We start from the raw sequence: 18153 nt of genomic DNA on the forward strand, positions 1-18153 counted from the left end.
GCCACCTCTGCGTGATCGTGATCGCGATCGTACGAGACATCGCATCACGACCACGACTTGGAGAAGACATGCGTAAGTGGGGGCCGTTGACAGCGGTCTGCTTGGGGACCTTCATGCTCCTGATCGACGTGACGATCGTCGTCGTGGCACTCCCCGACATGGCCGGGGCGCTCGACGCCTCGCTGCCCGATCTGCAGTGGGTCATCGACGGCTACGCCCTGGCCCTGGCCGCGCTGCTGCTCGGCATCGGCGCCGCCGCCGACCGGCTCGGGCGCCGCCGGGTGCACCTGGCGGGCACCGGCCTGTTCGCGGCGGCCTCGCTCGCCTGCGGTCTCGCCACGTCGCCGGCGCTCCTTGTGGCGGCGCGCGGCGTCCAGGGAGTGGGCGCCGCCGCGATGTTCGCGACGACACTGCCGCTGCTCGGCTCCGTCTACCAGGGCAAGCAGCGCTCGGTGGCGCTCGGCCTGTGGGGCGCGGTCAGCGGTGCCGCCGCGGCCATCGGCCCTGTGGTCGGCGGGCTGCTCACCGAAGGTCCCGGCTGGCGGTGGATCTTCTTTGTGAACCTGCCGGTCAGCGTGGCCGCGGTCTGGCTGACGCGGCGCACGGTGCCGGAGTCGAGGGGCGCGGGCGACGGCCGGGTCGACTGGGCGGGCACGGTGACGTTCGCGCTGTTCGCGGGGGCGGCGACCTACGCCGTCGTACGGGCGGGTGCCCTCGGGTGGACCTCGCCGCGCACCCTGGCCACGTTCGCGGTCGCGGCCGTGGCGCTGCTCGCGTTCGTCGTGGTGGAGCGCCGGGCGGCGCACCCGCTGATCGATCTGTCGCTGTTCCGCACGCCCGCGTTCACGGGCGTCATGGCGGGTGCGCTCGCCTTCAACGCGGCCGCCTTCGCCGTCCTGCCCTACACCTCGATATGGCTGCAGACGGTGCTCGGCCTCAGCCCCGTCCAGGCCGGCCTGGCGATCCTGCCGCTGGCCGCGGTGGCCTTCGTGGTGTCGGCGGCCGCCGGACGTCTGCTGCACGGAGTGCGCCCGCGGCTGCTCATCGGCACCGGTCTCGTCCTGATCGGGGCGGGCACGATGGCGCAGGGAATCCTGGACGCGGACTCGTCCTGGACGGCGCTCGTGCCGGGTCTCGTGCTCGCGGGCGTCGGCACGGGCCTGGTCGCCCCGGCCCTCGCGGGCGGCGCGCTCGCGGCGGTTGCGCCGGAGCGCGCGGGCATGGCGGGCGGCGCGGTGAACACCTTCCGGCAGCTGGGGTACGCCTTCGGGGTCGCCGTCTTCGGCACGGTGCTGACCTCGCGGATGACGGGCCCGCTGACCGGCGAGCAGGCACACGCCCTGGCGGGCGGCGGGGCGGCCGCGCTGCGCGGCGGGCCTGTGTCGGAGCAGGCCCTGCGGTCGGCGTTCGCGTCGGGTCTCGACTCGGCGGCGCTGCTCGCCGGTGCGGTCGGCCTCGTCGCGGGCCTCGCCGTCCTGGTGCTCCTGCGCGAGCGCGGCGGGTCGCCAAGGGGCGGCCAGGACACGGCCGGTGACCGGCACCGCCCTGAGCGGGAGCCGGTGACGTCCGCACACTGAGGGGCCCGGGAAAGTCCGGTGCGGTTCGTTGCGCCCCGAAGGGGCGCGGGGCTGTGTCGATATGCGGCTCCGCCGGGCGGGCACGACCGGCCACGACGCACCCGCGGATGACGCACCGGACGTCCCGCGGAGCGCTCAGCGGCGCCGGTGCAGCCGGTCCCCGCTCGCCAGGATCGCCGCCGCAAGGGCGTCCGCCGCCTCCTGGGCCCGGGTGCGGCCGCGGCCGTGCAGCAGGACGAAGTCGACGCCGCCCAGATCGGGCAGACCGGCGCGGATCCGGGTCAGGCCCGGCGGGATCAGGCCGCGGCTGTGGGCCATCACGCCGAGGCCCGCGCGGGCCGCCGCCACCAGTCCGTTGAGACTGCCGCTGGTACAGGCGATACGCCAGGGACGGCCGTGCCGCTCCAGGACCTCCAGGGCGCGGGCGCGGGTGATTCCGGGCGGCGGGTACACGATCAGCGGGACCGGAGCCTCCGGGTCCAGGCGCAGCCTCCCGCTGCCGCCGGGGCCGCCCCCGGCACCGATCCACACCAGCTCGTCGTGCCACACCACCGTGCCCGCCCCGGCGTCGCCGTCCTGCGGGCGTCGCTTGGCGAGGACCAGGTCGAGGCGGCCGTCGGCGAGCCTGCGGTGCAGGGTGCCGGAGAGCTCCACGGTCAGCTCCAGGTCGACCTCGGGGTGGTCACGGCGGAATGCCTCCAGAATCTCGGGCAACTCGGTCAGGACGAAGTCCTCCGACGCCCCGAAGCGCAGCCGTCCGCGCAGCCGCGTACCGGCGAAATAGGCGGCGGCCCGCTCGTGCGCCGACAGGATCGTGCGGGCGAAGCCGAGCATCGCCTCGCCGTCCTCGGTCAGCTCCACGCTGTGGGTGTCACGCGCGAACAGCTGCCGGCCCGCCGCGTCCTCCAGGCGCCGTACGTGCTGGCTCACCGTGGACTGGCGCAGGCCCAGGCGCCGGGCGGCCTGCGTGAAGCTCAGGGTCTGCGCCACGGCGAGGAAGGTGCGCAGGTGCGTGGGGTCGTACACACCGCAAGCCTATGCGCCTATCGCGAACCGCGATAGCAGTCAGTCCGGTAAGGCGGATTCCCGATTACGGCGATCAGGAGGACGATGGAGAGGGCACGCCCCGTACCGCGTGCCGGACCGACCACCGCACTGGAGCACAGCGCACCGTGAAACGCCCCACCTGGCTGTCCTGGCCGTCCTGGCTGCCGATCGACCCGTACATCGCGGCGTTGCTCGGCACCGTGGGCGTCGCCGCGCTGTTCCCGGCCCGTGGTACCGGCGCCGATGTGGCCTCCGGGGCCGCCACCGGGGCGGTCGCCCTGCTGTTCTTCCTGTACGGCGCCCGGCTCTCCACCCGCGAGGCGCTCGACGGGCTGCGCAACTGGCGGCTCCATCTGACGGTCCTGGCCTGTACGTTCGCGCTCTTCCCGCTGCTCGGCCTGGCAGCCAAGGGCCTGGTGCCGTATGTCCTCACCCCGGCCCTCTACAGCGGCTTCCTGTTTCTGACCCTGGTGCCGTCCACGGTCCAGTCGTCCATCGCGTTCACCTCGATCGCCCGGGGCAATGTGCCCGCCGCGATCTGCGCCGGGTCCTTCTCCTCGCTCGTCGGGATCTTCCTGACGCCGCTGCTCGCGGCCGGCCTGATCGGCGGCAACGCGGGCTTCTCCACGGACTCCCTCGTCAAGATCGTGCTGCAGCTGCTCGTGCCGTTCCTCGCGGGCCAGCTGCTCCGCCGCTGGGTGGGCGGGTTCATCGCCCGGCACAAGAAGGTCCTCGGCTATGTGGACCGCGGCTCGATCCTGCTCGTCGTCTACGCCGCGTTCAGCCAGGGCATGGTGCAGGGCATCTGGCACCAGGTCACACCGCTGCGGCTGCTCGCGCTGCTCGGCGTCGAGGCGGTGCTGCTCGCCGCGATGCTGACCCTGACCTGGTACGGCGCGAAGAGGCTCGGCTTCCCGCGGGGGGACCGGATCGCGATCCAGTTCGCCGGGTCGAAGAAGTCCCTCGCGGGCGGACTGCCCATGGCGAGCGTGCTGTTCGGCGCGCATGCCTCGCTCGCCGTGCTGCCCCTGATGCTCTTCCACCAGATGCAGCTGATGGTGTGCGCGGTGCTCGCCAAGCGCCGCTCCCGCGACCCCGAGGCGCAGGAGGCGGCGGCCGCCGAGACGCTCAGTCCGCCGGCGCGATCCGCAGGCGCACGAACCGTGGCCGGTACAGGGACACGTTCCGGGTGACATGCGAGGCCGCCACCTGCGCGGAGGCGTCCAGCCAGTTCACGTCGTAGCTGAGCAGCAGGCGGCCGCCGCCGGTGCCGAGCGCCGGGTGGGCCTGCGGGTTGTAGGCGGCCGCGTTCTGCTGGGGCGCGCCGTCCTTGGGCAGCGGCGGCGCGAAGCCCTTGGCGGGGCCGTGCCACGGGCCCGTCGGTGAGCACGACCAGTACGAGGTGACCTTCGACAGGCCTTCGGTGCCCGCGGCCATGGTGAGAAGGACCCAGGTGTCGTCGTCGCGTACGACGGTGAAGGCGCTGCCCACGCCCTTCTTCGTGCCGTCCCCGAGCACCGGGGCGGGCTTGCCGCCCGCCGTCCAGCGGCGGCCGTTCCAGTACTGCCAGGCGCCGGGCTCGGCGAGCCGCCCCTCGGGCACGCGCGCCACGTACGCGTCGGACGCGGGCCGTACCGCCGTCTTGCCGTCGTTGCCGCCGAAGACATACGTGTAGCCGTCGTCGTCGGCCGCGGTCGTGCCGTACAGGACGCGCTCGGCGGGATCGGGCACGGCGCTCTGGTCGGAGATCTTCACCACGCCCTCAAGGCGCAGGTCCGGCAGTGACAGGGTGGCGACCTCCGTGGCCATGGGCACGCCGTAGATCCATGGCCCGGTGCCGGTGGCGCGGGTCCACAGCAGGACGCGGACCACCTTCTCGGCCGAGCCGGGGGAGCGCGGCTCCACCTTCGCGGCGACCGGCCAGCGCCACTGTCCGGGCGCCGGGTCGGGGAACAGCGGCGCCGGCAGCGTCTGCTCCAGGCGGTCCGAACTGCCCATCACCACCGCCGAGTTGCGTACGAACGGCGCGCTGCCGTCACGCCACTCGTGCGGCTGGCCGCTCAGGTTCGGCGGGGCGTGCACCTGCCCCAGATACGTGTCGGAGAACAGCCACAGGACACGTCCGTCGGGCAGGCGCACCGAGTGGGTGCCGTCGCCGCCGGTCCAGTCGTCGGCCCGCGAGGCGTCATTGCCGTAGCGCGCGAACTCACCGGTGGTGCGCTCGTCGGCGGTCCAGGACGTCACCTTGCGCGGGGCGCACGCGGCGCCGCCCTCCCGGTCCTCGTCCTCCGGGAGGGCGGTGAGCAGGACACCCGCCATGATCACGGCGAGCAGCAGGACCAGACCGGTGCCCTTGTTGTTCTTGTTGCCCGTGGGTGTGCTGTTCCTGGTTCGCTCCGCGGCCGACACGGACCGGACGTTAACTCCTGTCGCGGATACGGTCCATGGGCAGCCACAGGACGGTGTCCCGAGTCACAGCGGTCCCGGGAGTGCCGAGGCGCCCGAGTTCGGCGTCGTCCAACGCCCGGTCCCAGACCCGCACTTCGTCGATCGCTCCGGTGAAGTGGGCCCGGCTGTCCAGGCGCTGGCCGATGTGCACCCCGAACCCGGAGTTACGGGTCACCGTGCCCGGCACGTCGGGCCCGGCGGCCGTGACGCCGTCCACGGTGAGGCTCAACTGCCCGCCTCCGCGCCGCAGTACGGCATGGTGCCACTGGCCGTCGTTGTACGCAGACGTGGTGCGCACGGACGCCGACCGCGGAGGCGTCGCGCCGTCCCGGGTGGTCATCAGGCCGGTGATCCGGTTCGACGCGGGCTCGCCGCGCAGCCATACCTGCGGCTGGTTGGTGCCGATGCCGCCCATCCACAGCAGCGGCTGCTCGCCGCTCGTGGCCGTGTAGCGGAACCACAGCGATGCCGTGAAGTCCTTCGTTCCCAGCGGGAGTTGATCGCGGTAGGGCAGGCGTACGGCGTCGTCGGTGCCGTCGAAGGCGATCGCGCCGCCGAACCGGCCCTCCGTTCCGCTCGCCCCGCCGAGCACGGCCGCGCCGCGCGCGTACGGCGCCAGGTCGGGCGTCGTCGGGTCGGGTCCGCGCCGTGGCTTCAGCCAGTCCTCGCCGAAGCGGGCGAAGCGGATCTCGTCGCGGGCGTCGACCGCGCCGCCCTCGTACAGCAGACCCACGGTGGCGCCGGTGCTCCGGGAGCCGCCGGTGCCCGGGGAGTCGTCGGAGATCTGCACCAGGTCGGAGTAGCCGGACCAGTCGGTGGTGACCACCGTGCCCCGGTCCACGCTCTCCCAGGTCCGGCCCTGGTCGTAGGAGGAACGCACCATCATGGTGCGGCGGCGGTCCGGGTCGGCCGGGCAGGAGAGCAGCATCCGGCGCTCCAACCGCACGACGGCGCACTGCACTTGGGGCGCGTACAGGTCGGGGATCGCGCGGAACTTCCCGGTGAAGGAGGAGCCGCCGTCGCGGCTGACCGCGTGCGTGCGGTGGCCGAGGTCGGTGCCGTCCTGCTCGCGGCCGCTGACATAGATCTCGCCGTTGGTGCGCTCGGCGAGCGTCACCTCCGACGGTTTCTGGCGGAAGGTGCCGTCGACGGCGATCGGCCAGGAGTCGGTGGCGCCGACCTTCCAGGTGTCGCCGCCGTCGTCGCTGTGGATCAGGGCGGCGTGGTTGGCGGTGACCCGGCTGCCGTTCCACGTCTCGGTGTTGACGCCGAAGACGAGGCGTCCCTTGTGCCGGCCGCGCTCCAGCTGGATGCCGTGCACGGGCCCGGTCGCGTACCAGGAGTTCCAGTGGGCGGGCAGGATCTGGTCGCTCAGGTCCCGCGGCTGCGACCAGGTTCTGCCGTCGTCGTCGCTGTACTGGAGATGCGGGGTGCGCTCGCAGGGCACATCGCAGTTGCCGCCGCCGGGCTTGCCCGGGTTCCAGGTCTCGGCGAGCAGGACGCGGCCCGTCTCGCGGTCCACGACCGGGGTGGGATTGCCGTGTGTGTCGCCCGCGCCCTCGTTGACCACCTGCAGCGGGCCCCAGGTGCGGCCGCCGTCCGTGGACCGCTTCATGACGAGGTCGATGTCCCCGGCGTCGCTGCAGTCGTTCACCCGTCCCTCGGCGAAGGCGAGCAGCGTGCCCTCGGTCGTCCGCACGACCGCCGGAATCCGGTAGCAGGCGTAACCGGGGTCCTGGGAGGCCTTGAAGAGGACCTGCTGCTCGAAGCCGGCCGGTGCGGCGGGAGCCGCCGGACGGGCCTGCGCGGGGGTGGCGACCGCGGCCACCGCGAGGGTGGCGAGCAGCGGGGCCAGGGACGTTCGGAGGCGGGCTCTTCCGAAGGGTGCTCTTGCGAGTCGTGCACGGAGTCTGGACGGCATGGTGCGACCTGCCCTTCAACGGACCTGTGCGGCGTCTGGACATCTGTACATCTGGACATCCCACGTCCAATGTGCGCGCCACAGACGCTACTTGGGCCGTCGCGGACCCCACAAGAAGCGTGCGCCAGGGAAGTGCCGGACCCGGTCGCGCGGGCCGCGGAAGCTCAGCCCGCGGTGACCTTGGCCACGAAGGCGTCGAGGTTCTGTGCCATCCGGGCCAGGCGCTCGTCGAGGTCCAGGGACTCCTCGTGCCGTCCGGCGCGCAGTTTCGGCTCCCGCTTGCCGCGTACGTACAGCGGGCAGGCCAGATCGGCGCAGATGTAGGTGCCGACCGTGTTGCCGTCACGGCCCCGTGCGCCCGCGAGCGGGGCGACGAGCAGGGTCACCCCGGAGGAGGCGTGGCCCGTCAGACAGATCTGGCACAGGCTGGACTTGACCGCGCTGGTGCGGCCGACGGCGGGCACCCGCAGCGAGACGCCGAGCGGGCCTTCGGGGCGGGGCAGCACGAGGTGTGCGCGCAGCGGCGCCCCGGGATCGACCCAGCCGAGGAAGTCGAGGTCCGGCCACGGAAGCCGGGCGAAGTCGAGCGGCAGTTTCAGGCGCGACGCCTCGCCCTTGGTGCAGTTCACGAAGGACGAACGGATCTGTTTCTCACTGAGCGGTTCCACAAGCGTCGACCCTAAGCAGCCTCTGACCTGGCCGCACCTCAATATTCGCGAACCGGGCCCGGCCGGCGCAGGGGGCGCTCCCCGCCGGCCGGGGCCCCGTCGCCGTGTAGGCGTGCGGCCGCGATCAGCCCTGGCGGGCCGGGGCCCGCAGGGCGATGCGGTGGTCGCCCGCGTACACGTTCATGGAGGAGCCGCGCAGGAAGCCCACCAGCGTGAGCCCCGACTCGGCGGCGAGGTCGACGGCGAGGGAGGAGGGCGCGGAGACCGCCGCCAGTACCGGAATGCCCGCCATGACCGCCTTCTGTGCCAGCTCGAAGGAGGCACGGCCGGAGACGAGCAGGATCGAGCGGGCGAGCGGCAGGCGGCCCTCGGGCAGGGCGCGGCCGATCAGCTTGTCGACCGCGTTGTGCCGCCCGACGTCCTCGCGTATGTCGAGGAGTGCACCGCTCTCGGAGAACAGTGCCGCCGCGTGCAGGCCCCCGGTCCGGTCGAAGACCCGCTGCGAGGCACGGAGCCGGTCGGGGAGGCTCGCGAGCAGCTCGGGTTCGAGCCGGATCGGGGGAGTGCCGGGGTCCGCGCCCGCCGTGTCGTCGATGGGCCAGCGGGCCGTGGTGTGCACCGCGTCCAGGCTCGCCTTGCCGCACAGTCCGCAGGAGGACGTCGTGTAGACGTTCCGCTCAAGGGTGATGTCCGGGATCTCGACCTCGGGGGCGGTCGTCACGTCGACGACGTTGTAGGTGTTCGAGCCTCCCCCACCCTCCGGGCGGGCGGTGCCCCCAGCGGTGGCGCCCGCGCAGTAGACGATCGACTGCAGTTCGTCCGCCGCGCCGAGCACGCCCTCGCTCACCAGGAAGCCCGCCGCGAGCGCGAAGTCGTCGCCCGGGGTGCGCATGGTGATGGCGAGCGGCTTGCCGTTGAGCCGGATCTCGAGGGGTTCCTCCGCGACCAGCGTGTCCGGGCGGGCGGAGACGGCCCCGTCCCGGACACGGATGACGCGGCGTCGATCGGTGACACGTCCCATGAGGTGATCAGTCCCGGTTCTGTACGTGTTGGTAGCCGAAGCGGCCCTTGATGCAGAGGTTGCCGTGGGTCACCGGGTTGTCGTGCGGCGAGGTGACCTTGACGATCTCATTGTCCTGCACGTGGAGCGTGAGGTTGCAGCCGACGCCGCAGTACGCGCACACGGTGGTCGTCTCGGTCTGCGCCGACTCGTCCCAGGTTCCGGCCGCCCGCATGTCGAACTCGCTCTTGAAGCTGAGGGCGCCCGTGGGGCACACCTCGATGCAGTTGCCGCAGTAGACGCAGGCCGAGTCGGTCAGCGGGGCGTCGTGCTCCACGGCGATCCGGGCGTCGAAACCGCGCCCCGCCACCGAGATGGCGAAGGTGTTCTGCCACTGGTCGCCGCAGGCGTCCACGCACTTGTAGCAGAGGATGCACTTGTCGTAGTCGCGGACGTACAGGTCGTTGTCGATCTTCGGCTCTTCGTTGAGGCGGGCCGCGTCCGGGCCGAACCGGTCGGGCTTCGCCTCGTACTCCTTGATCCACTCCTGGACCTGTGGCGTGGTCGACAAGTCGACCGAGGAGGCGAGGAGTTCGAGCACCACCTTGCGGCTGTGCCGGGCCCGTTCGGTGTCGGTGCGCACCTCCATGCCCGCCTCCGCCTTGCGGGAGCAGGCCGGGGCGAGGGTGCGGGCGCCCTCGACCTCGACGACACACACCCGGCAGGCGTTCTTCGGGGTGAGCGTGTCGCCCTGGCAGAGCGTCGGGATGTCCTTGCCCGCGGCCCGGCAGGCGTCGAGGATCGTCGAGCCCTCGGGGACCCTGGCCGGTTCGCCGTCGAGGGTGAATTCCAGGAGCCGACGGGGGATTCCCAGCGGTGTCACGGTCATGCGTACGCCCCCAGGCGGTCGATGGCGGATTCCACGGCGTTCCAAGCGGTCTGCCCCAGACCGCAGATGGAGGCGTCCCGCATGGCGCGGCCGACCTCTCTGAGCAGGGCGATGTCATCGGCGGCCGCCGCGCCCGTGCGCTGCGCGATGCGGTGCAGCGCCTCTTCCTGGCGCACGGTCCCGACCCGGCACGGCACGCACTGCCCGCAGGACTCGTCGCGGAAGAACTCGGCGATACGCAGCAGCAGCCGGGGCAGCGGGACCGAGGCACCGAAGGCCATGACGACCCCCGAGCCGAGCGTCGTGCCCGCCTCCCGGGTGCCTTCGAAGGTCAGCGGAATACCCGTCTCGTCGGGGCGTACGAAGCCGCCCGCCGCGCCGCCGAGCAGAATGGCCCGCAAGTCGTCGTGCACGCCGGCGAGTTGGAGCAGTTCGCCGAGGGTCGCGCCGAACGGCAGCTCGTAGATCCCGGGCCGTGCCACGCCGCCCGAGACGCAGAACAGCTTCGGCCCGGTGGACTTGGGGGTGCCGATGGCCGCGTACGCCTGTGCGCCCATGGTCAGGACCGGCAGCACGTTGACGAGGGTCTCGACGTTGTTCGCCGCGGTCGGCTTGCCGAACAGGCCCTTCTCGACCGGGAACGGGGGCTTCGAGCGCGGCTCGCCCCGGTAGCCCTCGATGGAGTTGAAGAGGGCCGTCTCCTCGCCGCAGATGTAGGCGCCCGCGCCGCGGCGGATCTCGATGTCGAAGGCGTACCCCTGGCCGAGCACATCGTCGCCGAGGAGGCCGCGCGCGCGTGCCTGGGCGATCGCGTGGCTCAGCCGGTCGAGGGCGCGCGGGTATTCGCCGCGCAGGTAGAGATAGCCGCGGTGGGCGCCGGTCGCGTACCCCGCGATCGTCATCGCCTCGATCAGGGAGTACGGGTCGCCCTCCATCAGGACCCGGTCCTTGAAGGTGCCGGGTTCGGATTCGTCGGCATTGCAGACGAGGTAGTGCGGCCGGTCGGGCTGTGCGGCGGTGGCCTGCCACTTGCGGCCCGTGGGGAAGGCGGCTCCGCCCCTTCCGACCAGGCCCGCGTCGGTGACCTCGCGGATGACTCCGGCGGGGCCGAGGGTGAAGGCCTGGCGCAGGGCTTCGTAGCCGCCGTTGGCGCGGTAGTCGTCGAGGGAGTACGGGTCGATCTGGCCGATCCGCTTGAGCAGGATCAGGCCTGGCCGGCCTGCTTGGGGGACGGCCGTCGTGGCCGGGGGTTCGGGGGCGGCGGCCTCGGGGGCGCTCGCCGCCAGGGTTACCGCGGTGGCTGTGGCGGGAGCGATGACGGCCGTTGCCCTGCGGGGCTGTTCTTCCCCGCCCCGCCCCTTCCCGTAACTGAGGGCTCCGCCCCCGGACCCCCGCTCCTCAAACGCCGGAGGGGCTGATTTTTCACGCCCCGGAAGGGGTGGGGTGGGGGAAGAGCCCGCCGCAGGCGCATCGGTGGCTGTACCCGCCCGCACCACCAGTGCCGCGGGGGCCCGTTCGCACAGGCCTAGGCAGGGGCTTTTCTCCCACTGCGAGCCCGCGGGGCCGAGGCGGGACTCCAGGTCCGCGCACAGCTGGTCGGACCCGCGGGTCGCGCAGGCCAGGTCCGTGCAGACCTGGACCACCGTCGCGGGCCGCGGCCTGACCGAGAACATCGCGTAGAACGTCGCGACTCCGTACGCCTCCGCCGGCGGCACCGTAAGACGCCGGCACAGGTAGTCGAGGGCGCCCTCGCTGATCCAGCCCACCCGGTCGTTCACCGCGTGCAGTCCCGGCAACAGCAGATCCCGCCGCTCCCGCGCCGCGCGGCCGCCGCGGGCCCAGCGCAGATCCGCGTCCGGGCGGTCGGAGGCGCCCTCCCACGCCGAATCGGGAGGGCCCAACAGGGCGTCCACGGCGGCCCGTTCCTCGTCGGTCGGCTTGCTGTCACCGAAGTGCAGATCCACGTCAGCTCCTCACGGCCAACTCGATCTTCTCGATCCGTATCGCCGACGCCTTGAACTCCGCGGTGCCCGCGATCGGGCAGTTGGCCTCGATCGTGAGCGCGTTGGTGTCCACCTCGTCGGGGAAGTGCATGGTCATGAAGGCGAGGCCGGGGCGAAGGCCCGGATCGACCCAGACCGGCGCCGTCACGGTGCCGCGCCGGGAGGAGACCCGTACCTCCTCGCCCACCACGACGCCGTAGCGCTCGGCGTCCTCGGGGCACAGCTCGACGTACTCGCCGCGGCGCAGCGGAGAGGCGAAACTGCCGCTCTGCACACCGGTGTTGTACGAGTCGAGGCGCCGCCCGGTGGTCAGCCGGATCGGGAACTCCTCGTCCGTGAGGTCCACCGGAGGGTCGTGCTCGACCAGGCCGAAGGGCGCGAGCCGCCCGCGCCGTGCGGGGTCGGGGTCCCACAGGCGCGCGTGCAGGAAGCTCGACGGCAGCTGCTCCAGGTCGGGGCAGGGCCACTGCAGGCCCTGGTGTTCCTCCAGGCGGTCGTAGCTCATGCCGAAGTGGTCGGGGGACAGCGAGCGCAGTTCGTTCCAGACGGTCTCGGCGTCGGCGAACTTCCACTCGTGGCCCAGGCGGGAGGCGACCTCGCAGATGATGTCGATGTCCTCGCGGGCCTCACCGGGCGGCGCGAGCGCGGCCCGTACCCGCTGCACCCGCCGTTCGGAGTTGGTGGTCGTGCCGTCCGTCTCCGCCCAGGAGGCCGTGGCGGGCAGCACCACATCGGCCATCTCGGCGGTCTTCGTCAGGAAGATGTCCTGCACCACCAGGTGGTCGAGGGCGGCGAGCCGGCGCAGGGCCTGCTCGCTGTCGGCCTCGGACTGGGCGGGGTTCTCGCCGATGCAGTACACGGCGCGCAGCGTGCCGTGCTCCATCGCCTCGAACATATCGGTGAGCGTCATGCCGTAGCGCGGCTGGATCACGGTGTCCCAGGCCGCCTCGAACTTGGCGCGGTGGCCGTCGTCGAGGATGTCCTGGAAGCCGGGCAGCCGGTTCGGGATCGCCCCCATGTCGCCGCCGCCCTGCACGTTGTTCTGTCCGCGCAGCGGCTGTACGCCGGAGCCGAAGCGGCCCACGTGCCCGGTCAGGAGCGACAGATTGATCAACGCCCGTACGTTGTCGGTGCCGTTGTGGTGCTCGGTGATGCCGAGGGTCCAGCACATCTGGGCGCGCTCGGCGGTGGCGTAGGCGTGCGCCAGCTCCTTGATCGCCGCGGCCGGTACGCCCGTGACCTTCTCCGCGAGGGACAGCGTCCAGGGTTCGACGAGGGCCGCGTACTCGTCGAAGCCGGTCGTCGCCCGCTCGATGAACGCCTTGTTGTGCAGATCCGCGTGGATGATCTCGCGCGCGATGGCGTGGGAGAGGGGGATGTCGGTGCCGACGTTGAGGCCGAGCCAGCCCTCCGCCCACTCGGCGGTGGAGGTACGGCGCGGATCGACGGCGTACATCCGCGCCCCGTTCCGTATCCCCCTCAGTACGTGCTGGAAGAAGATCGGGTGCGCGAAGCGGGCGTTGGAGCCCCACATCACGATCAGGTCGGTGTGCTCGACCTCTTCGTACGAGGAGGTGCCGCCGCCCGAGCCGAAGACGGCGGAGAGACCGGCGACGCTGGGCGCGTGGCAGGTGCGGTTGCAGGAGTCCACGTTGTTGGTGCCCATGACGACCCGGGTGAACTTCTGCGCCACATAGTTCATCTCGTTGGTCGCGCGGGCGCAGGAGAGCATCGCGAAGGCATCGGGACCGTGCTGCACGCGCGTGTGCCGGAAGCCTTCGGCGGCCCTGGTCAAGGCCTCGTCCCAAGTGGCGGGGCGCAGCGGCCCGTTCTTGTCGTCACGGATCAGGGGGTGGGTGAGGCGGGTGTACGTCTTGGGGGTGCGGTCGCGCTTCTTCATGCCGCGCTCCTCGTGGCGGGTGCGGTGGTGCTCGCCAGCAGGTCCGAGATGGCGCCGACGGTGCGCAGGGTGGGAACCGGCACGCCGGTGATGGCGGCCAGCTCCACGACTGCGGCGAGCAGCACGTCGAGCTCCAGTGGCTTGCCCTTCTCCAGGTCCTGGAGCGTGGAGGTCCGGTGGTCGCCGACGCGTTCGGCGCCCGCGAGCCGGCGCTCGACGGAGATGGCGGGGCGGCAGCCGAGTGCGGCCGCGACGCTCAGGGTCTCGGTCATCATCTGCTCGATGACCCCGCGCGTCGTGTCGTGCAGACACATCTCGCGCATCGTGGCCCTGGTCAGGGCGCTGATCGGGTTGAAGGAGATATTGCCGAGCAGTTTGATCCAGATGTCGTCGCGCAGCTCGGCCTCGACGGGGCATTTCAGGCCGCCCGCCTGCATGGTCTCGCTGAACTCCAGACAGCGCTTGGAGACCGACCGGTCGGGCTCGCCGATGGAGAACCGGGTGCCTTCCAAGTGCCGTACCACGCCGGGTCCTTCGAGCTCCGTCGCCGCGTAGACGACACAGCCGATGGCCCGTTCGGGCGCGAGCACCGCACTGACCGTGCCGCCCGGGTCGACGCTCTCGACGCGGTGGCCGTCGTGCGGCCCGCCGTGCCGGTGGAAGTACCACCAGGGGATGCCGTTCTGGGCGGCGATGACAGTGGTGCGGTCCTGGAGCAGCGGCTCTACGAGCGGCCCGCACGCCGCGTACGAAGTGGCCTTGAGCCCCAGGAAGACATGGTCGACCGGGCCGACCTCGGCCGGGTCGTCGGTGGCGTGCGGCCGCGCGGTGAAGTCGCCGCGGGGGCTGAGCACGCGTACGCCGTGCTGCCTCATGGCCGCCAAGTGCGGTCCACGGGCGATGAGATGGACGTCGGCGCCGGCGCGGTGCAGCGCGGCTCCGACATAGGCGCCGATCGCTCCGGCGCCGAGGACTGCGACTTTCACGTGTGGCTCCTGTCGGTCGAGGGAACCGAGGATCGGCCGCGGACGCAGCGGATCAGCCGCGGATGCGGCGAGGGGAGTCGCACTCTGTCGACGAAATATTGTCTACAGTATGGAAGTTGGCGCAGCAAGGGGTTGCGCAGCACATTGCATACAGTTGACCGCCACGGTGGATACGGTCTTCCCAACAGCCGTTCCGCTTCCTAGGGTTCGCGACCATGACTCCGCCCCTCGCCCCACCCGGCTGGAGCCGCTGGCTCGTCCCGCCGGCCGCGCTCTCCGTGCATCTCTCCATCGGACAGGCCTACGCCTGGAGCGTGTTCAAACCGCCCCTGGAGAGCGCGCTCGGCCTCTCGGGCACCCAGAGCGCCCTGCCCTTCCAGCTGGCCATCGTCATGCTGGGCCTGTCCGCGGCCTTCGGCGGCACCCTGGTGGAGCGCAACGGTCCGCGCTGGGCGATGACGGTCGCGCTGTGCTGCTTCTCCTCCGGTTTCCTGCTCGCCGCACTCGGCGCCGCCACCGAGCAGTACTGGCTGATCGTGTTCGGCTACGGCTTCGTCGGCGGCATCGGCCTCGGCATCGGCTATATCTCCCCGGTCTCCACCCTCATCAAGTGGTTCCCCGACCGCCCCGGCATGGCCACCGGCATCGCCATCATGGGCTTCGGCGGCGGCGCCCTCATCGCCTCGCCCTGGTCCGCGCAGATGCTGGAGACCTTCCCGGCCGGCAGCGGCGGCATCGCCCTGGCCTTCGCGGTGCACGGTGTGACGTACGCCGTCTTCATGTCCCTCGGCGTCCTTCTCGTACGGGTGCCGCGGCCCCGGCCGGCCCGGACCGGCGGCGGCCCCGAGCCCGACACCGGGGTGCAGGTCTCGGCCCGGCAGGCCGTGCGCACCCCGCAGTTCTGGTGCCTGTGGGTGATCCTGTGCATGAACGTCACCGCGGGCATCGGCATCCTCGAGAAGGCCGCCCCCATGATCACGGACTTCTTCGCCGAGACCTCCACACCGGTCTCCGCCTCCGCCGCCGCGGGCTTCGTGGCGCTGCTCTCGGCCGCCAACATGGCCGGCCGGATCGGCTGGTCCTCGACCTCCGACCTGATCGGCCGCAAGAACGTCTACCGCCTGTACCTGGGCGCGGGCGCCGTGATGTACCTCCTCATCGCCCAGTTCGGCGACGCCTCCAAACCGCTCTTCATCTGCTGCGCCCTGGTGATCCTCTCCTTCTACGGCGGCGGCTTCGCCACGATCCCGGCGTATCTGAAGGACCTCTTCGGCACCTACCAGGTCGGCGCCATCCACGGCAGGCTGCTCACCGCCTGGTCCACCGCGGGCGTGCTCGGCCCGCTGATCGTCAACCGGGTCGCCGACTCCCAGGAAGCCGCGGGCAAGAGCGGCCCCGGCCTCTACGGCCTGTCCCTCACGATCATGATCGGCCTGCTGCTTCTCGGCTTCGCCGCCAATGAACTGGTACGCCCCGTCCACCCGCGCCACCACCACGTCCCCGCCCCGCGAAAGGCCCCCGATGCCGCAGCAGCAGCCGACGCCTCCGACGTCCCCGACACCACAGGCCCCTCAAGCGCCGCACCCCACTGACCCGCCCCGGCGCCGCCCCCTCGTCCTCTTCGCCTGGCTGTGGGTGGCACTGCCACTGGGCTACGGCCTGTACGAACTGGTGCGGAAGGCGACGCAGCTGTTCACGGGGTGAGACGGCCAAGCCCGTCGTCCGGCGGGGAGCGCGGCGCGGGCGCCCCACGGGTCATCGTCCGAAAGCTCCAAGCCGGGCGCGGGAATCCTGTTGCCTTACGTGCACGGCTACTGACGAGTCGCTGACGAGACTGGTGGGCCCTGATCACCGCACGGCGACGAGAGGCCCCGCCCCATGAACGGCATGCCCAACAACGGCATGAACGGCTCGCGGATCGCCGCGGTCGGCCACTACCAGCCCGCCGAGGTGCTCACCAACGAGGAGCTCGCGCGCCGCGTCGACACCAGCGACGAGTGGATCCGCAGCCGCGTCGGTATCCGCACCCGCCGGATCGCGGGCCCCGAGGAGCCCGTCGACGCCCTCGCCGCACAGGCCGCGGCCAAGGCGCTCGCCGCCGCGGGCCTGCTGCCGGACGAGATCGACCTGATCGTGGTCGCCACCTCCACGGCGATCGACCGGTCCCCGAACATGGCCGCGCGGGTCGCCGCCCGCCTCGGCGTGCCCGAGCCCGCGACCCTCGACCTGAACGTGGTGTGCGCGGGCTTCCCGCACGCCCTGGCCACCGCCGACCACGCCATCAGGGCGGGCTCGGCGACCCGGGCCCTGGTGATCGGCGCGGACAAGATGTCCGAGGTCACCGACTGGAGCGACCGCACGACCTGTGTTCTGGTCGGTGACGGCGCGGGCGCGGTCGTCGTCGAGGCCGCACCCGAGGGCGAGGAGCCGGGCGTCGGCCCCGTCCTGTGGGGCTCGGTGCCCGAAATGGGGAACGCCGTCCGGATCGAGGGCAGCCCGCCGGTCTTCGCCCAGGAGGGCCAGAGCGTCTACCGCTGGGCCACGACCCGGCTTCCGCCCATCGCCCGGACGGTGTGCGAGCGCGCGGGCCTGACCCCCGAGGAACTCGCCGGGGTCGTTCTGCACCAGGCCAACCTGCGCATCATCGAACCGGTCGCCGAGCGCATCGGCGCGGTGAACGCCGTGGTCGCCCGCGATGTCGTCGACTCCGGCAACACCTCGGCCGCGAGCATCCCGCTCGCCCTGTCCAAGCTGGTGGAGCGGCGCGAGATCGCCCCCGGCGCCCCGGTGCTGCTCTTCGGCTTCGGTGGCAATCTGTCGTACGCGGGGCTGGTGATCCGCTGCCCGTGAGGGCGGCCCACTTGTTGCGAGCTGGGCGGAAGGCCCGGTTCCGGCCACTGTGCACCCCTGTGACGAGCCCAACTCCCCTGTGTACTGGCCATTGTGCTCGGTAGACTGTAGACGATAGCCAATGCAGGGCGGCTGCCAACGAGGTCGCTCCGTCGCCGAGGAGGGGGACCGCGATGTTGTCCGCAGGACTGCCGCAGGGGGCCGTGCCGAAGCTCGAGCGGCCCGGCCCGCTGCGCGAGCGGGTGTACGAGGCGCTGCTCGAGCTGATCACCACCCGCGCCCTTCGCCCCGGCCAGCATCTGGTCGAGAGCGAACTCGCCGGACATCTGGGGGTGTCGAGGCAGCCGGTGCGCGAGGCGCTGCAGCGCCTCAACACCGAGGGCTGGGTCGATCTGCGCCCGGCGCAGGGGGCGTTCGTGCACGAGCCCACGGAAGAGGAGGCCGATCAACTCCTCACCGTGCGTACGCTGCTGGAGGCCGAGGCGGCCCGGCTCGCCGCGGCGAACGCGAACTCCGCGGGCATCGCCGCCCTCGAGGAGATCTGCGCCACGGGCGAGCAGGCCGTCGCCGACGGCGAGGTGGACACCGTCGTCGCGACCAACGCCGCCTTCCACGCCAAGGTCATGAACCTCGCCGGCAATGTCGTACTCGCCGAACTCGCGGGACAGGTCGACCGCCGGGTGCGCTGGTACTACCAACCGGTGGCCCGCCAGCGCGGCAAGCAGTCCTGGATCGAGCACCGCGAACTGATCGCGGCCATCGCCGACCGTGACGAGCAGCGGGCCACCGAGGTCATGCGCGCCCACACCGAGCACACCCGCACCACGTACCACCAGCGCGCCAAGTAGCGGCACCGGGCGTGGG

The 18153-nt window shown here is 72.0% G+C and carries 14 protein-coding genes and 1 pseudogene; 6 read left to right on the forward strand and 9 right to left on the reverse strand.

Features of this window, described 5'->3' with window-relative positions; genetic code table 11:
* Positions 1-68: 68 nt before the first annotated feature.
* Complete coding sequence (locus ACFQVC_RS03950) at positions 69-1577, forward strand: MFS transporter (RefSeq protein WP_381826416.1); 1509 nt, start codon at positions 69-71, stop codon at positions 1575-1577.
* A gap of 135 nt (positions 1578-1712) precedes the next feature.
* Here ACFQVC_RS03950 and ACFQVC_RS03955 read toward each other — a convergent pair whose 3' ends face one another.
* Positions 1713-2603: a LysR substrate-binding domain-containing protein gene (locus ACFQVC_RS03955; RefSeq protein ID WP_381826418.1), complete on the reverse strand. Its 891-nt coding sequence runs from the start codon at positions 2601-2603 to the stop codon at positions 1713-1715.
* Between the two features lie 146 nt (positions 2604-2749).
* Here ACFQVC_RS03955 and ACFQVC_RS03960 point away from each other — a divergent pair, with 146 nt between their 5' ends.
* Positions 2750-3817 (forward strand): bile acid:sodium symporter family protein, encoded by a 1068-nt coding sequence (locus ACFQVC_RS03960; protein ID WP_381826420.1) that lies wholly within the window; start codon positions 2750-2752, stop codon positions 3815-3817.
* Here the strand turns inward: ACFQVC_RS03960 and ACFQVC_RS03965 are convergent.
* The 8 genes from ACFQVC_RS03965 to ACFQVC_RS04000 all read right to left on the reverse strand — a co-directional run bounded on the left by ACFQVC_RS03965 (position 3753) and on the right by ACFQVC_RS04000 (position 14439).
* Entirely contained in the window at positions 3753-4943 is a 1191-nt protein-coding gene (locus tag ACFQVC_RS03965; RefSeq protein WP_381827094.1) for a DUF4185 domain-containing protein, read from the reverse strand. The genes ACFQVC_RS03960 and ACFQVC_RS03965 overlap by 65 nt on opposite strands.
* 100 nt (positions 4944-5043) lie before the next feature.
* Positions 5044-6993, reverse strand: a complete 1950-nt coding sequence (locus ACFQVC_RS03970; protein ID WP_381826422.1) for an exo-alpha-sialidase — start codon at positions 6991-6993, stop codon at positions 5044-5046.
* A 164-nt stretch (positions 6994-7157) separates the two neighbouring features.
* Complete coding sequence (locus ACFQVC_RS03975) at positions 7158-7661, reverse strand: FBP domain-containing protein (RefSeq protein ID WP_381826424.1); 504 nt, start codon at positions 7659-7661, stop codon at positions 7158-7160.
* 124 nt (positions 7662-7785) lie between these two features.
* Positions 7786-8682 carry a formate dehydrogenase accessory sulfurtransferase FdhD gene (gene fdhD / locus ACFQVC_RS03980; protein ID WP_381826426.1) on the reverse strand — a complete coding sequence of 299 codons (897 nt, stop codon included), beginning with the start codon at positions 8680-8682 and terminating at the stop codon, positions 7786-7788.
* A 7-nt stretch (positions 8683-8689) separates the two neighbouring features.
* The gene (locus ACFQVC_RS03985; protein ID WP_381826428.1) at positions 8690-9550 is read right to left on the reverse strand and encodes a 2Fe-2S iron-sulfur cluster-binding protein; all 861 of its coding nucleotides are present in this window, start codon (positions 9548-9550) and stop codon (positions 8690-8692) included.
* Positions 9547-11514, reverse strand: a complete 1968-nt coding sequence (locus tag ACFQVC_RS03990; RefSeq protein WP_381826430.1) for an NAD(P)H-dependent oxidoreductase subunit E — start codon at positions 11512-11514, stop codon at positions 9547-9549. The genes ACFQVC_RS03985 and ACFQVC_RS03990 overlap by 4 nt, the downstream gene beginning before the upstream one ends.
* Position 11515: 1 nt before the next feature.
* The gene (locus ACFQVC_RS03995; protein ID WP_381826432.1) at positions 11516-13453 is read right to left on the reverse strand and encodes a molybdopterin oxidoreductase family protein; all 1938 of its coding nucleotides are present in this window, start codon (positions 13451-13453) and stop codon (positions 11516-11518) included.
* Positions 13450-14439 carry a 2-dehydropantoate 2-reductase gene (locus ACFQVC_RS04000; protein ID WP_381826434.1) on the reverse strand — a complete coding sequence of 330 codons (990 nt, stop codon included), beginning with the start codon at positions 14437-14439 and terminating at the stop codon, positions 13450-13452. Before ACFQVC_RS04000 ends, ACFQVC_RS03995 begins: the two co-directional genes overlap by 4 nt.
* A 215-nt stretch (positions 14440-14654) precedes the next feature.
* Between ACFQVC_RS04000 and ACFQVC_RS04005 the strand changes: the two genes are divergently transcribed.
* The 4 genes and pseudogenes from ACFQVC_RS04005 to ACFQVC_RS04015 all read left to right on the forward strand — a co-directional run bounded on the left by ACFQVC_RS04005 (position 14655) and on the right by ACFQVC_RS04015 (position 18137).
* Positions 14655-16031, forward strand: coding sequence for an OFA family MFS transporter (locus ACFQVC_RS04005; protein ID WP_381826436.1), 1377 nt, complete (start codon positions 14655-14657; stop codon positions 16029-16031).
* A 1-nt stretch (position 16032) separates the two neighbouring features.
* Positions 16033-16143, forward strand: a pseudogene (locus ACFQVC_RS42540) (MFS transporter small subunit); the annotation flags it as partial.
* Positions 16144-16341: 198 nt separating this feature from the next.
* Positions 16342-17289, forward strand: coding sequence for a beta-ketoacyl-ACP synthase III (locus tag ACFQVC_RS04010; RefSeq protein ID WP_381827096.1), 948 nt, complete (start codon positions 16342-16344; stop codon positions 17287-17289).
* Between the two features lie 173 nt (positions 17290-17462).
* Positions 17463-18137 carry a GntR family transcriptional regulator gene (locus ACFQVC_RS04015; protein ID WP_381826438.1) on the forward strand — a complete coding sequence of 225 codons (675 nt, stop codon included), beginning with the start codon at positions 17463-17465 and terminating at the stop codon, positions 18135-18137.
* Positions 18138-18153: the final 16 nt, after the last annotated feature.

Source organism: Streptomyces monticola (assembly GCF_042665355.1).
Lineage (GTDB): Bacteria > Actinomycetota > Actinomycetes > Streptomycetales > Streptomycetaceae > Streptomyces > Streptomyces monticola.

Bases quoted from the DNA above. Each gene is read 5' to 3' on its own strand.
- ACFQVC_RS03950 (WP_381826416.1), top strand. From the start codon at position 69: ATGCGTAAGTGGGGGCCGTTGACAGCGGTCTGCTTGGGGACCTTCATG.
- ACFQVC_RS03965 (WP_381827094.1), bottom strand. From the start codon at position 4,943: ATGGCGGGTGTCCTGCTCACCGCCCTCCCGGAGGACGAGGACCGGGAG.
- ACFQVC_RS03970 (WP_381826422.1), bottom strand. From the start codon at position 6,993: ATGCCGTCCAGACTCCGTGCACGACTCGCAAGAGCACCCTTCGGAAGA.
- fdhD (WP_381826426.1), bottom strand. From the start codon at position 8,682: ATGGGACGTGTCACCGATCGACGCCGCGTCATCCGTGTCCGGGACGGG.
- ACFQVC_RS03985 (WP_381826428.1), bottom strand. From the start codon at position 9,550: ATGACCGTGACACCGCTGGGAATCCCCCGTCGGCTCCTGGAATTCACC.
- ACFQVC_RS03995 (WP_381826432.1), bottom strand. From the start codon at position 13,453: ATGAAGAAGCGCGACCGCACCCCCAAGACGTACACCCGCCTCACCCAC.
- ACFQVC_RS04005 (WP_381826436.1), top strand. From the start codon at position 14,655: ATGACTCCGCCCCTCGCCCCACCCGGCTGGAGCCGCTGGCTCGTCCCG.
- ACFQVC_RS04010 (WP_381827096.1), top strand. From the start codon at position 16,342: ATGAACGGCTCGCGGATCGCCGCGGTCGGCCACTACCAGCCCGCCGAG.
- ACFQVC_RS04015 (WP_381826438.1), top strand. From the start codon at position 17,463: ATGTTGTCCGCAGGACTGCCGCAGGGGGCCGTGCCGAAGCTCGAGCGG.